This window comes from Mesorhizobium sp. M5C.F.Cr.IN.023.01.1.1, from assembly GCF_003997585.1.
In the GTDB taxonomy this organism is placed as follows: domain Bacteria; phylum Pseudomonadota; class Alphaproteobacteria; order Rhizobiales; family Rhizobiaceae; genus Mesorhizobium; species Mesorhizobium wenxiniae.
Genome location: NZ_RZSU01000046.1, coordinates 36,827 through 50,701, shown reverse-complemented (window position 1 = coordinate 50,701; position 13,875 = coordinate 36,827). Strand labels below are relative to the sequence as shown.

Sequence of the window (13,875 nt, the reverse complement as noted above, 5' to 3'; positions counted from 1 at the left end):
ACTGATCTCCCGCCGTGCCGAAAGGTGCGGCGGGCTTTTTTACTCCCGTATGGAATACCCGGCTCGGGGAGGCGTTCGGCTTCTGCCGCATCTCCTGTGAACCAGCGAATTCCATGGCTAGGGCACATCCACGGCTGCGAGAACGCTTCGAGAAAGCTCGAGAGACGGGTGAGTGCTCTAAAATCCGGTGTCAGAAACCCAAAAAAACCGCGCGACCGGCTACCCGAAGGCATAAAAATGCGATGAACCCCGCTGTGCCCCCGGCATGAGCCTCCCCATCAGGCTTCTCCGTGGCGAGGAAGGGCTGCTCCACGTCTCGGTGCTGGCTCCGGCGATGAGGACGTCGCGCTCGCATGGACCACCCGCCAAAGCGAGGAATGGCGGGTGGTCCCTTATCAGCGCAGGAAGGGACTTAGCTGCGCGGATCTCAAGTCGGCCGGCCCCTAGCTCACGATGATCCCTATTGCCAGGAACGCGATGGAGACTGCGAAGACCGGAGCGAGTAACCAGCGGGCTTGGTGGACGCTATTCTCCATGGACTCCTCCCGTGAACTCACAGCGAGCAACTACTGCGAGCAGCGGCAGTTCCGGGTGGCGCGATGTCCGGGCTATTACGCGAAAACAGGCGAGACTTAGGTCCCGTCTGGATCAGACCGAAGCCCAACCAGGGAACGTTTGCGGCTGCCTGAGGTTGGTGGGCCTGGCGCCAAGACGATGCCGTTCAGCGCACAGAGTTCACATGAGGAGGCACTTATGAGAATGCGTCTTTCCACTGCAGCCGCGGGATTTCTGCTGCTGGCAGGTATCGGCGCCGCTGCTGCTCAGGACGTAATCATCGAGCCTGAACAGGAGACGGTCATCAGGGAATATGTCAAGAAGCAGCCGCTAGCATCGGTGAAAATCCCTGGAGTGGAGCTCAATATCGGCTCAACCCTGCCCGAGACGGTCGAGCTTCATGAAGTCCCCGACACCAAATACCGGTACGTGGTGGTCGACAACCGGACCGTTGTCGTTGACCCGGGCACGCGTAAGATCATCAAAGTTATCGAATGACCTAAGCGACTGAAAGCAGCCCGCAGTGCCGAAAGGTGCGGCGGGAAGTCAAGCGACGAGGAATGTGATCACCATGTCGAACCGTGAGATTGGAGCGTCCCAGGCGCTGCGAATGCGCGTGGCCGACCTCAATGAGAGGATGCGCGGCGCCCGGATTACCGAGAGTGAACTGAAGACCTTTCGAAAGGTCGCAGCCGTCATGGAGGACGGCAAGGGCAGAATCGATGCCGACGATTTAATTGCCGCATCCTTCGTCGTGGAGACGCTGGACTAACCAAGCTGCCTCAAAACTCTCCAGAATGCGAAGTGCTGCAATGTCCCTCACGCCCAGCCTATTCTCTGTTGGCCTGACTTTCCAATGCCCGCAGTGCAACTTCACCGTCATCAAGAATGGTAGCTGGTTTCAGGTCGTTTCCCATTACAGGTGCGACGGATGCGGACGCGAGATCCGGATTACCTATCCAGACAAGATTGCGATTTTCCAGAAGCACGCGCACTTGGCCACGCCGCCCCCCGGGAGCACAGTAGAGACGTGTGAGCTCGAATTGCCGGGGTATGGCGTGAGCGTCATGGTGACCTAGATAAACCAGGTCGCTACCAGCCCTAAAGAGGCGGAAAAGATTGCGATCGTAGTAGCCCATCCCAGAGCGTTGGTTGTGCGGCTGTTGACCTTGTCTCCCATGATCCGCGGGTTGTTCGTCATTAGCATGATAAGCAGAAGCAGTGGCGGCGTGGAAAAGCCCTGCACGATTCCGGACCAGACGAGCGCCTTCATTGGGTTGAAACCCAGGAAATTCAGGCCGACAGCAATCAGCGTGAAGGCGCCGATCGCGATATAGAACTTTGGCGCCTCACGCGGCTTGGCATGAAGACTGTGCTTCCATCCAACTGCCTGCGCCAGATCGTATGCCGCACCTGTCGTCATGACCGGAACGGCAAGGAACCCGACCCCGATCACGCCGGCAGCGAACAGTACGCCAGCGGCTGCACCAGCGAGCGGCTTGAGAGCTTCGGCTGCTTGAGCGGCGGTCTCTACGTCGTGCTCGCCGGCTTCATAGAGCGTAGAACCTGTCGACAGGATGATGAAGTACATGATGAGGTTGGAAAAAATCATGCCGATCAGGATATCGCGGCGGGAGCGGCGCAGTTCACCGTCCGTGGCACCCTTGCGCTCCTTCAGCGTCGTTCTCCCCTCGGCAATCTCTTCCTCCACCTCCTCATTCGACTGCCAGGTGTAGAGGTACGCTGAAAGGGTGGTGCCGATGATGGCCACCAGAATGGACAGGAACTCGCGGCTGAACTCGATCTTCGGAACAAGGGTGCCCCACAGCACGGCTGCCGCATCCGGCTTCGCCATGATGGCGGAGCCGACATAGGCAAGCAGGGCCAGCGCGAGCCAGCGAAAGATGTTACGAATGAGCGTGTAGGAGCCCCAAAGCTGGAGAGCAAAGTTCGCGGCCGCGAATACGATCACAATGAGGGGGATCGGAACAGGAAGGAAGATGTTGATGGATGCAGCCATGCCGCCGAGATCGGCGGCTGCTTCGATCGTGTTTCCGATCAGCACGCCCACAAGAACAGCCCAGAGCAGCCACCGTGGGTAGAAATCCTTGATCGCATGAAAGAGGCCGCGGCCCGAAACCTGTCCAAGCTTCGACGAGAGATACACGACAGTGTACATCATCGGCAGCGTTACAGGAGCTGTCCAAAGCAGGTCTGGGCCAAAGCGCGCGCCGGCACTCGCATAGGTACCGATGGCCGAGCAGTCGTCGTCAGCAGCGCCGGTGATAAGGCCGAGTCCAAGTGCTCGTCCTATGCCGTCTTTCTTGTCTTCCTGTGGTGAAGTGGCGTTAGGATCGCGCTGCGTCATTGCGGCCACGCCGCACCAAGAGTGTAATGCGCAAGCACGACCGAAACGTCGAGAACAATATAGATGTATCGCAGCACGGGAGTGGAACTCATTCCGGCAAACCTCTACCGCCGATCCAACTCCGCAATCGGCTGCTTGTTCCAGCGTCAGTCGGGTGTTCAGCGCTCGCCTTGCCATGCCGAAGGCGCGTTCTTCGCTTTGCTGGTCGGCCGGCCCAAAGGTGGGGACAGTCTCCATCCTCGCCCTGATCGAGCCACGATTTCAATGAGCTTGGGCTTCTTCTAAGCCTTCATCTTTGACGGAAGCATACCCAAACGTTTTACGAGAAACTCTGCTGGTGTGATCGTCTGGATGAGTTGGCCGATGGTGCGCCAGTCTCTTCGATGGTTCGACGCTGTGCGCGTCGCATCAATATTTGATATTGCCAAGGCTTGCCCGATCGGATTGAGCTCAGGGTGAGTATGGCGGCAGGAATCACAGCTTGCGCCTACCCTTATGGCGGGGCAGGGCGGATCTGAACGGGGCTTTCCCACGAATGACATTGATGGGTGCGGCCGCACTGCTGATCCTGATCCTGACCTATGCCGGCGTTGCCATCGGCAGGATCCCCGGCTTGCGCCTTGACCGGGCAGGCATTGCGCTGCTCGGCGGTGCGGCGATGATCGCCATCGGCGCGCTCAGCCTGGAGGACGCCTACCGGGCGATCAATTTCGACACCATCACGCTGCTGCTCGGCATGATGATCGTCGTCGCGCATCTGAAGGTGTCGGGCGCCTTTCGCGCACTCGGCGCCGTTGCCATCGAGCACGCGCATGCGCCGTTTATGCTGCTGGTGATGGTGACGCTGCTGACCGGCGTCCTGTCAGCGTTCCTGGTCAACGACGCGATCTGCTTGGTCATGGCGCCGATCGTCGTCCACGTCACCCGGGTCATCAACCGCAACCCAATTCCCTACCTGATCGCCACCGCCACGGCGTCGAATTGCGGCAGCGTCGCCACCATCACCGGAAACCCGCAGAACATGGTCATCGGCGCGCTGTCGGGGATTTCCTATCCGGCCTTCTCGGCGGCCCTGGCGCCGGTCGCGCTGTTTGGCCTCGTCGCCGTCGTCGTCATCGTGCGCATCATCTATCGCGCCGAATTTGCGCGCAAGACCGAGCTCAGCCCCGAGGTCTATCGCGGCCGCATGCTGCCGGGACAGGTGCTCAAGGCCGTGGTCGTCTGCATCGGACTGGCAATCGCCTTCTTTGCCGGCGTGCCGGTTGCCAAGGCCGCGCTCATCGGCGGCGCCATTCTTCTCGTGACCCGCGCGATCAAGCCGGCGCGCATCTACGGCGAGATCGACGGGCCGCTGCTGTTCATGTTCGCCGGCCTGTTCATCGTCGTCGCCGGCGCCGAGAAGACGCTGCTCAGCCCCGACATCGTCGCCTCGGCAAAAAACCTCGGGCTGGACGACGTCTGGCGGCTGTCCGGCTTCACTGCAGTGCTGTCCAATATTATGAGCAACGTTCCGGCCGTGCTGGCGCTGCGGCCGTTCATACCCGGCCTGGAAAACCCCGAACGCGCCTGGCTGGTCGTCGCCATGAGCTCGACGCTGGCCGGCAATTTCACGCTGCTCGGCTCGGTCGCCAATCTGATTGTCGCAGAGCAGGCGCGAGCCGCCGGCAAGACGCTGTCTTTCGGAGCGTTTTTCAAGGTCGGCCTGCCGCTGACGCTGGTCACGCTGCTTGCCGGGACGGCGTGGCTGGCGCTTGGGTTTTAGGCCGCCGGCGCAGCAGGCAAGGGCGGTTTCAAGTGCAAGCAAGCCTCCGGACTATCTGGCGTGGGTGGGCCAAAAAGCCCAGATCAGCAAAGCTGCCAAAGCCAGCCAGAGCGCCACGATAAAGAACATTCCCGTCCTGCTTTGCGGGCGTGTTTCGAGCGCGGCAGCCTGCGCTCGAAACTCGTCCATCAGCGGCGGCGGAACAAGCCTTATGGCCAGGACTACGCCGAGCGGTACGATGATCAGGTCGTCAAGATAGCCGAGCACCGGAATGAAATCCGGGATCAGGTCGATTGGGGAAAGCGCATAGGCGGCCACCATCCCCGCCACGAGTTTCGCGGACCAGGGCACTCGAGGATCGCGTGCGGCGAACCACAGGGCGACGACATCAAGCTTGATGTCGCGCGCCCGGCTCTTTGCCGCTTCCAGCCATGCTTTCATAGGGTTACTTTAGCACAGATTGTCGTCCGCCTGCATCGAGCGGCGGTCGCTGGTCGTAGAAAGACTGGACCACACCGTCCGTGGCGCGTCCCAAAGGATGCGCGGCGCTCTACGCCGCCCGCACACCCTGTTCGCCGCGACGCAGACCGGCGAGCCGGCGCCTCGCTACCAGGCAGTTCGATGCCGCCCGACCGCCCTGCGCGTGCAGGGCGGTCTCTGCTGGCTTGGCTAGGGCGACTTCACCGTCATTTGGCCTTTCATGTTGGGGTGGAAGCGGCAGAAATAGTCGAACGAACCTGCCCTCTTCAGCGTCAGGCTCGCCGATGTCTTCGGCGGGATCATCACCTCCCAGCCGCCTGTGACGGTCGCCGTGTGGGCGAACACGTCCTTGTTGACCCACTCGATCGTGTCGCCGACCTTCGCCTCGATGCTTGCGGGCGAAAACACCAGCTTCTCGATCGTCACCTCAATCGTTTCGGCCTTGGCGGATGCGGCAGCAATAGTTAGCGCCACTGCAATCCACAGATGCCGTTTCGACACCGTCGGTGCTCTACTCATTTCAGCATGCCGGCGACATGTTCGGCATGCTGTTCATGGCCCTGGAATAGCTTCAGGCCGGTCTCCAGCAGGCTCTTCAGTTCGGCATTCTCGGCCGAGGGGATCAGCAGGGTTTCGAGCGCGCCGTTGACCTGCTTGTGATAGGCGACCTCGTTGTCAACATAGGCCTTGTCGAACGCGGCGCCGTCGAGCTTGGCGAGCTTCGCCCGTTCCTCGTCCGCCGCCTTGGTCAGCGCCTTGCTTGTGGCGTTGTCCTCTGGCGTCACGTTGAGCTTCTTGACCAGGTCAAGCGCTTGTTTGTTTACGGCTTCATGGTCTCGCAGCATGTCTTTGGCGAAGTCGAGAATCTCCTTGTTTTTCGATTTCTTCAGCGCTTGCATGGCCGCCTCGACGTCGAGCACGCCGGCTGTGTAGGCGATGTGGGCGATCTGCGGGTCGCTCGGCTTATCGGAGGCTTGCGCCAACGTTGCTGTGCTGAGCAGGAAAAGCGCTGCCAGTGCGGTGGTCGATCGAATAAACATGACGTTCTCCTTCGCCGGATGCGAATGGCTCCGGGCATTTCCAGTTGACGATGATTGGATGCCGGGCGGGGGCAAACGTTCCCGGGAATTCGGGAAAAATCAGTCTGTAAAGCCAAGCCGCTGCATCACCGCGGCGGTCAGCCGTTCACACCGGCGGCCGGCGAAGGGGAAGGCATCGAGCAGCACCGGGCCGATCTGATCGTCCAGCGCCTTGCGGACGAGGGCGCGGGCGCGGTGCAGCCGGGTCTTGACGGTTTCGGGCCGCACATCAAGCAATTCTGCGGTCTCGTCTATGCTGAGACCCTCGATCACCCGCGCCACGAATACTGTCCGGTAGACATCGGGAAGGCGATCGGTCGCCCGTTCGACAAGCTCGAGGATCTGCCGTTGCGCCATCGTCCGCTCCGGATCGTCGCTGGGATTAAGGGAAACTTGATGATTTCGGCTTGTAGACTTTGCGGCATCGCTACCGTTCGCCGCCTTTTGCGCAAACGCCCAAGCGCCTCATTGATGACGATGCGCGACAGCCATGTGGCGAGAGAGGATTCGCCACGAAAATCCCCGAGCTGGGCAAAGGCCCTGACATAGGCCTCCTGCACGATGTCTTCAGCCTCGCTGTCGTTGCGAACAACGCTGCGGGCGATACGATAGAGTCGCTGGTTGTGCATTTTGATAATCGTGTGGAAGGCTCCGCCCTCGCGCGCCAGCGCACGGCCGACAAGCTGCATCTCGCCAGATGCGGCAGGCGTGACGGTCGCAGCCGAGAGCGGTTTCCTCATCGCGAGCCAATCTCCTGACCGGAAGCAAATCCTCCGATCGAAACATTGGACGGGCTAACCGAGAAAAGGTTCCCGAACATTTTTCCCGGCGGCCCGACTACGCTACCGCTTCGACCAGCAGCTTGTCTGCAGCTTGAGCGCGCCGTTGCGGCCAGCAGATCGGGTCTGCGTGATCAGGCCGAGGATGCGCCTGTTGGATGACCCTGCCGTCGCTCAAGCACCCGCCGCCGCAGCGAGGCCGCGCGCCAGATCGGCTTTCAGGTCGTCGACGTCTTCAAGCCCGATCTGCAAGCGGATGAGCGGGCCATCATAAGGGCCCTTGGCGACGACGCGGTCGCCGAGGAACACCGGCACGGCAAGGCTCTCATAGCCGCCCCAGGAATAGCCAAGGCCGAATATCCTGAGCGCGTCGAGGAAGGCATGCTGCTGTTTCTGGCCGCCGCCCTTGAGCACGATCGAAAAAATGCCGCTCGAGCCGCAGAAGTCGCGCTTCCAGAGATCGTGGTCGGGGTGGCTGGCAAGCGCTGGATGCAGTACGCGCGCCACGCCCGGCTGGCCCTCCAGCCAGGCGGCGATGGCCAGTGCGCTGCGCTGATGGTGGTCGAGGCGCACACCCATGGTGCGCAGGCCGCGCAGCACCTGATAGACATCGTCCGGCCCAGCGCAGCAGCCCATCGTGTAAAATGTCTCGCAAAGCTGTTTCCAGCAGGCCCTGTTGGCCGACGCGGTGCCGAGCAGCACGTCGGAATGGCCAGCCGGATATTTCGTCGCCGCATGGATCGAGATGTCAACGCCAAAGTCGAGCGGCCGGAAGTAGAGCGGCGTCGCCCAGGTGTTATCCATCATGACGATCGCGCCTGCGGCGTGTGCCGCGCTGGCGATGGCCGGTATGTCCTGCACCTCGAACGTGTTGGAGGCCGGCGATTCGGTGAACACGACCCTGGTGTTGGGCTTGATCAGCGCCGCTATACCGGCACCGACATGCGGATCGTAGTACTCGACCTCGACGCCCAGCCGTTTCAGCATCGTGTCGGCGAAATTGCGGGTCGGGTGATAGACGGAATCGACGATCAGGACATGGTCGCCCGCCGACAGGAAGGCGAGCAGCGGCACCGTCACCGCCGCCAGGCCCGAGGGCACCAGGATCGTGCCCGCCGAGCCTTCGAGCGCGTCGATCGCGCCGGCAAGCGCGTCGGTGGTCGGCGTGCCGCGCGTGCCGTAGGTGTATTTCTGGCTGCGTGCCGCCATCGTCGTCGCGTTGGGATAGAGCACGGTCGAGGCATGCACGACCGGCGGATTGACGAAGCCGAAATATTCGTGCGGATTATTGCCCGAATGGGCAAGCCGCGTGTTGATGCCCATTTCGTTGCCGTCTTTTGCCATTGCTCTTCGCCTCTGATGAAGCGCTAGCCATAGTGCGGCGGCATTGGCCGCGCAACCGTTCGCCATCCACCAGCCGGCGGACTTTGGATATGCCAATTCATCGCACGACAAGTCAGTCATGGGCCGTAAAACCGAGCGACCGGGTTTTGCCGGCGCAGCCCCGATTTTGCGTTGACCGGACTTTGCCGGCTTTGTTCGCACGGCTGGCTAATTTCCGGGCGCGTTTGTCTGCAATTCAGGCATTTGCGACAATTGGTTTCGAACTCATTCGGTTTCGGTCATTTTCCTTGACCTCACCGAAATAATCGCCTTCGATGCAGTTCGTGAATGGGAGGCAGTGCGTCGGTTGCGATGCAGGTTCCGGGAATGGGCCGGAACGGGAAGCTGCGTTCACACGGAAAAAAGTCAGGTTCGCCTGAAAAAAACAGAAAAGGGTCTGTGGGTTATGAAACACATTGCAATCGGCATTCTGGGCGCCGCCACGCTTGGATTGGTGGCTTCGGCCGCGTCGGCCGCCACGCTCGACGACGTCAAGGCCAAGGGCTTCATCCAATGCGGCGTCTCGACCGGTCTGGCCGGCTTCTCGGCGCCGGACGACAAGGGCGACTGGCAAGGCATCGATGCGGATTTCTGCCGCGCTGTCGCGGCCGCCGTGTTCGGCGATGGCACCAAGGTCAAGTTCACGCCGCTCAGCGCCAAGGAACGCTTCACCGCGCTGCAGTCGGGCGAAGTCGACATCCTGTCGCGCAACACCACCTGGACCATCAACCGCGATACGGCGCTTGGGCTGAACTTCGTCGGTGTCACCTACTATGACGGCCAGGGCTTCATGATCAACGCCAAGAAGCTGCCGGGCGTGAATTCCGCGCTGCAGCTTTCGGGCGCGGCGGTCTGCGTGCAGAGCGGCACCACGACCGAGCTCAACCTCGCCGACTACTTCAAGTCGAACAAGATGGAGTACAACCCGGTCGTCTTCGAAAAGCTGGAAGAGGTCAACGCCGCCTATGACGCCGGCCGTTGCGACGTCTACACCACCGACCAGTCGGGCCTCTACGGCATCCGGCTGACGCTGGGCTCGCCCGCCGACCACGTCGTGCTTCCCGAGATCATCTCCAAGGAACCGCTCGGACCGGCGGTCCGGCAAGGCGACGACCAGTGGTACCACATCGTCAAGTGGACCTACTTCGCGCTGTTGCAGGCAGAGGAACTCGGCATCACCAAGGCCAATGTCGACGAGATGAAGACCTCGGACAATCCCGAGATCAAGCGCGTGCTCGGCCAGGAGGCCGATACCAAGATCGGCACCGATCTCGGTGTCTCCAACGACTGGGTCGTCAACATCGTCAAGGCAGTCGGCAATTACGGCGAAATGTTCGAACGCAATGTCGGTTCGGGCAGCCCGCTGAAGATCGCGCGCGGCATCAACGCGTTGTGGACCAAGGGCGGCCTACAATACGCTCCGCCGATCCGCTGATCGAAATGTGATCCGGAAGGCAGCTTTCCTGCCTTCCGGTTTCTCTTTCCAGGGGATGGTCGAATGGCATCGCAGGAAATTCTTCGCGAGGAGCCAAGCCGCGGCTCCTTCATCAATGATCCGAAGATCCGCGGCATATTCTTCCAGGCGGTGGTCGTCATCGTGCTGGTGGCGTTGGTCTGGTGGATCGCCCAAAACGTCATTGCCAATCTGACGCGCCTGCGCATCGCTTCCGGTTTCGGCTTTCTCAACAGCCGCGCCGGCTTCGACATCAGTGAGAGCGCGATCGCCTATTCGTCGGATTCGACCTATGGCCGCGCCATTCTGGTCGGCTTTCTCAACACAGTGATTGTTGCCGTCGCCGGCATCATCACCGCGACCCTCATCGGCTTTATCATCGGCATCGGCCGGCTTTCGCACAACTGGCTGATCAGGAAGATCTGCACGATCTATGTCGAGGTCTTCCGCAATATCCCGCCGCTGCTGGTCATCTTCTTCTGGTACTCCGGCGTGCTTGCCGTGCTGCCGCCGCCGCGCGAGAGCATCAATTTGCCGTTCAGTTCCTTTCTCAACCAACGCGGCTTCTATTTTCCGCGCGCGGTGTGGGGCGACGGCTCCTGGCTGATCCTGGTGGCCCTGCTTCTCGGCATCGCCATGGCGTGGTTCGTCGCCCGCAAGGCGCGTCAGCGGCAGATGGCGACCGGCCAGCAATTCCCTGTGTTCTGGACATCGACGGCTTTGATCATCGGCTTGCCGTTGCTGGCCTACGCGCTGAGCGGTTTCCCGCTGAGCTTCGATTATCCAAAGCAATCGACGTTCAACCTGACTGGCGGCTTCCAGGTCAGGCCGGAGTTCCTGTCGCTCTACCTGGCGCTGTCATGCTATACGGCCGCCTTTATCGCCGAGATCGTGCGCGCCGGCATCAGGGGCGTCAACAAAGGCCAGACCGAGGCGGCCGCTGCGCTCGGGCTGCGGGCGGGACCGATCCTGCGGCTTGTCGTCATTCCGCAAGCCATGCGCATCGTCATTCCGCCGCTGACCAGCCAATATCTCAACCTGACCAAGAACTCCTCGCTGGCCATCGCCATCGGCTATCCGGACTTGACTGCAATCGCCGGAACGGTGCTGAACCAGACCGGCCAGGCCGTCGAGGGTGTGGTGATCATGATGGCCGTCTATCTCGCGCTAAGCTTGCTGACCTCGGCGATCATGAACGTGGTCAACGCCAGGATGGCGCTGGTGGAGAGGTAGGGTCATGCAGGAACACGATCTTTCCTTCGTTCGCGTCGAAATGGCGCTGGCACAGTCGGCGCCGCCAAGCGAGCGCGGACTGGGCGCCTGGATACGCAAAAACCTGATCGCGTCGACCGGTGACACGATCCTGACCATCATCGGCATCGTCCTGGTCGCGATGATTCTGCCGCAAGTGATCAACTGGGCCTTCATCAGTGCCCAGTGGACCGGCACGGACCGCACGGTCTGCGCCACCGTGGCGCAAGGCGGCATCCAGCCGGACGGCTGGTCCGGCGCCTGCTGGGCCTTCGTCAACGCCAAGTTCGGCCAGTTCATGTTCGGCCGTTATCCGATCGATGAGCGCTGGCGGCCGATCCTGGTCGCCATCCTGTTCGTGGCGCTTCTGGTGCCGCTGCTCATCCCGAAGGTGCCGCGCAAGGGGCTGAATGCCATTCTTCTCTTTGGGGCGCTGCCGGTCGTTGCCTTCATCCTGCTGGTCGGAGGCATGTTCGGCCTGCCACTTGTCGAAACCTCGCTGTGGGGCGGGCTGCTGGTGACGCTCAGCCTATCCTTCGTCGGCATTGCCGTGTCGCTGCCAGTCGGTATCGTGCTGGCGCTCGGCCGGCGCTCGAATATGCCGATCGTCAAGCTGCTGTGCATCATCTTCATCGAGACGGTGCGCGGCATTCCGCTGATCACCGTGCTGTTCTTTGCCAGCGTCATGCTGCCGCTGTTCCTGCCGGCCGGCGTCAGCTTCGACAAGTTTCTCAGGGCACTGATCGGCGTGTCGCTGTTTGCCGCTGCCTACATGGCCGAAGTGATACGCGGCGGCCTGCAGGCGATCCCCAAGGGCCAATATGAAGGCGCCGATTCGCTCGGCCTCGGCTACTGGCAGAAGATGGGCCTGATCGTGATGCCGCAGGCGCTGAAGCTGGTCATTCCCGGCATCGTCAACACCTTCATCGGCATGTTCAAGGACACCAGCCTGGTCATCGTCATCTCGATGTTCGACCTGCTCGGCGTCGTCAAACAGAATTTCTCCGACGCCAACTGGGCGACGGCGCAGACGGCCAGGTCCGGCCTGGTGTTCGCCGCCTTCGTTTTCTGGCTGTTTTGCTTCGGTATGTCGCGTTATTCGATGTTCACGGAACGCCGGCTCGACACCAGCTACAAACGCTAAGAACAAAAAAGGGAACCTTCCATGGCCACAGAAAATGCAGTCAGCGCGGAAGAGATCAAGGTCAATGCCGCCAAGATGCAGGTTTCCACCACCGATGTCGCCATCGACATCATCGCCATGCACAAATGGTACGGCGAATTCCACGTGCTGAAGGATATCAATCTGAAGGTAATGCGCGGCGAGCGCATCGTCATTTGCGGCCCTTCGGGCTCCGGCAAATCGACGATGATTCGCTGCATCAACCGGCTGGAAGAGCACCAGAAGGGCAAGATCATCGTCGATGGCAAGGAATTGACCAACGACCTCAAGAAGATCGACGAAGTTCGCCGCGAGGTCGGCATGGTTTTCCAGCACTTCAACCTGTTCCCGCATTTGACCATCCTGGAAAACTGCACGCTGGCGCCGATCTGGGTCCGCAAGACGCCGAAGAAGCAGGCCGAGGAAATCGCCATGCACTTCCTCACGCGCGTCAAGATCCCGGAACAGGCCAACAAATATCCCGGCCAGCTTTCCGGCGGCCAGCAGCAGCGCGTCGCCATCGCCCGCTCGTTATGCATGAACCCGCGCATCATGCTGTTCGACGAGCCGACCTCGGCGCTCGATCCCGAAATGATCAAGGAAGTGCTGGAGACAATGGTCGGCCTCGCCGAAGAGGGCATGACCATGCTCTGCGTCACCCACGAGATGGGCTTTGCCCGCAAGGTCGCCAATCGGGTGATCTTCATGGATCAGGGCCAGATCGTCGAGCAGAACACACCGGCCGAGTTCTTCGACAATCCGCGCCACGAGCGCACAAAACTGTTCCTGTCGCAGATCCTGCACTGATCGCTCTCACGCGAATCAAAAGAGCCCGGCCGAAACCCGCCGGGCTCTTTTTTTGGGTCCGAGCTGTCACCGCCGATCGCGTCTCGGCTGCAAGGCCGCCCTCATGGAAAGTCGTCCTCATGAAAAAGCTTGGGCGTTTTCTCGCCATTCTGGTGGTGGCAATCGTGCTTGCCGTGGTTCTGGGCACATTCATCCCACGGACGCTCTTGCCGGCGGCCGCCGCCGATCCCGTCGCCACCAGGCACATCCTGGTGCTGAAAAATCCGATCCACACCGATATCGCTGTCCCGGTCGACGACGAAGTGCGCAAGCGCTTCCATTTCCTGGTCGATGACGGCATTCCGGCCGACATGACTGGGGTCCGCTACATCGTCTTCGGCTGGGGCAGCCGCGCCTTCTATCTGGAAACGCCGACCTGGTCGGAACTGAAGGCGGTGCCGGTGATGAAGGCGATGACACTGGACGCATCGGTTATGCATGTCGATGTCGCCGGAAACATTGTCGAGCCGCACCCCGACGTCGCCGGCTTCGACATCAGGCAGGAGCGTTTTGCAGCGCTGCTCGACTTCATCGCCGCGAGTTTCCAGCGAGGGCCGAACGGACCGATCCTGATCGAGAATGCCGCCTATTCCAGGTTCGACCGCTTCTACGAAGCCAACGGCCATTTCAACGCGCTGGTTGGCTGCAACACCTGGACGGCGGCGGCTCTGCGTATCGCCGGCCTGCGGACAGGCTGGTGGAATCCGCTGCCGGCCTCGCTCCACCTGTCGATGCGGATTTATAATTGATGCTTGGC

13 protein-coding genes and 1 pseudogene are annotated in these 13,875 nt (G+C 61.1%); 8 read left to right on the top strand and 6 right to left on the bottom strand.

Annotated features, from left to right (window positions below):
* The first annotated feature begins 753 nt into the window (after positions 1 to 753).
* Positions 754 to 1,053 (top strand): DUF1236 domain-containing protein, encoded by a 300-nt coding sequence (locus tag EOA78_RS19190; protein WP_127316485.1) that lies wholly within the window; start codon positions 754 to 756, stop codon positions 1,051 to 1,053.
* Positions 1,054 to 1,126: 73 nt separating this feature from the next.
* Positions 1,127 to 1,327, top strand: a complete 201-nt coding sequence (locus EOA78_RS19185) for a hypothetical protein (RefSeq protein ID WP_029354271.1) — start codon at positions 1,127 to 1,129, stop codon at positions 1,325 to 1,327.
* A 303-nt stretch (positions 1,328 to 1,630) separates the two neighbouring features.
* On the opposite strand, the gene EOA78_RS19175 is transcribed toward EOA78_RS19185, so the two are convergent.
* Positions 1,631 to 2,923, bottom strand: coding sequence for an Nramp family divalent metal transporter (locus EOA78_RS19175; protein ID WP_127316484.1), 1,293 nt, complete (start codon positions 2,921 to 2,923; stop codon positions 1,631 to 1,633).
* 535 nt (positions 2,924 to 3,458) lie between these two features.
* Here EOA78_RS19175 and EOA78_RS19170 point away from each other — a divergent pair.
* Positions 3,459 to 4,685 (top strand): anion transporter, encoded by a 1,227-nt coding sequence (locus EOA78_RS19170; RefSeq protein WP_127316483.1) that lies wholly within the window; start codon positions 3,459 to 3,461, stop codon positions 4,683 to 4,685.
* A gap of 51 nt (positions 4,686 to 4,736) precedes the next feature.
* Here the strand turns inward: EOA78_RS19170 and EOA78_RS19165 are convergent, their stop codons facing one another.
* The 5 genes and pseudogenes from EOA78_RS19165 to EOA78_RS19145 all read right to left on the bottom strand — a co-directional run bounded on the left by EOA78_RS19165 (position 4,737) and on the right by EOA78_RS19145 (position 8,367).
* Positions 4,737 to 5,126, bottom strand: a complete 390-nt coding sequence (locus EOA78_RS19165) for a YkvA family protein (protein WP_127316482.1) — start codon at positions 5,124 to 5,126, stop codon at positions 4,737 to 4,739.
* A 228-nt stretch (positions 5,127 to 5,354) separates the two neighbouring features.
* Entirely contained in the window at positions 5,355 to 5,684 is a 330-nt protein-coding gene (locus tag EOA78_RS19160) for a cupredoxin family copper-binding protein (RefSeq protein WP_127316481.1), read from the bottom strand.
* Entirely contained in the window at positions 5,681 to 6,205 is a 525-nt protein-coding gene (locus EOA78_RS19155; protein ID WP_127316480.1) for a DUF4142 domain-containing protein, read from the bottom strand. Before EOA78_RS19155 ends, EOA78_RS19160 begins: the two co-directional genes overlap by 4 nt.
* 99 nt (positions 6,206 to 6,304) lie before the next feature.
* Positions 6,305 to 6,984 (bottom strand): annotated as a pseudogene (locus EOA78_RS19150) (RNA polymerase sigma factor).
* A gap of 213 nt (positions 6,985 to 7,197) precedes the next feature.
* On the bottom strand, positions 7,198 to 8,367 hold the full coding sequence (locus EOA78_RS19145) for a cystathionine beta-lyase (protein ID WP_127316479.1): 1,170 nt from the start codon (positions 8,365 to 8,367) through the stop codon (positions 7,198 to 7,200).
* Positions 8,368 to 8,812: 445 nt separating this feature from the next.
* On the opposite strand from EOA78_RS19145, the gene EOA78_RS19140 reads away from it, so the two are divergent.
* The 5 genes from EOA78_RS19140 (at position 8,813) to EOA78_RS19120 (ending at position 13,867) form a co-directional block, all read left to right on the top strand.
* Positions 8,813 to 9,841: an amino acid ABC transporter substrate-binding protein gene (locus tag EOA78_RS19140; protein ID WP_127316478.1), complete on the top strand. Its 1,029-nt coding sequence runs from the start codon at positions 8,813 to 8,815 to the stop codon at positions 9,839 to 9,841.
* A 63-nt stretch (positions 9,842 to 9,904) separates the two neighbouring features.
* Positions 9,905 to 11,092, top strand: coding sequence for an amino acid ABC transporter permease (locus tag EOA78_RS19135; RefSeq protein WP_127316477.1), 1,188 nt, complete (start codon positions 9,905 to 9,907; stop codon positions 11,090 to 11,092).
* A 4-nt stretch (positions 11,093 to 11,096) separates the two neighbouring features.
* Positions 11,097 to 12,254 (top strand): amino acid ABC transporter permease, encoded by a 1,158-nt coding sequence (locus tag EOA78_RS19130; protein ID WP_127316476.1) that lies wholly within the window; start codon positions 11,097 to 11,099, stop codon positions 12,252 to 12,254.
* A gap of 21 nt (positions 12,255 to 12,275) precedes the next feature.
* Positions 12,276 to 13,079 (top strand): amino acid ABC transporter ATP-binding protein, encoded by an 804-nt coding sequence (locus tag EOA78_RS19125; RefSeq protein ID WP_065008990.1) that lies wholly within the window; start codon positions 12,276 to 12,278, stop codon positions 13,077 to 13,079.
* 119 nt (positions 13,080 to 13,198) lie between these two features.
* On the top strand, positions 13,199 to 13,867 hold the full coding sequence (locus tag EOA78_RS19120; protein ID WP_127316475.1) for a TIGR02117 family protein: 669 nt from the start codon (positions 13,199 to 13,201) through the stop codon (positions 13,865 to 13,867).
* Positions 13,868 to 13,875 lie beyond the last annotated feature (8 nt).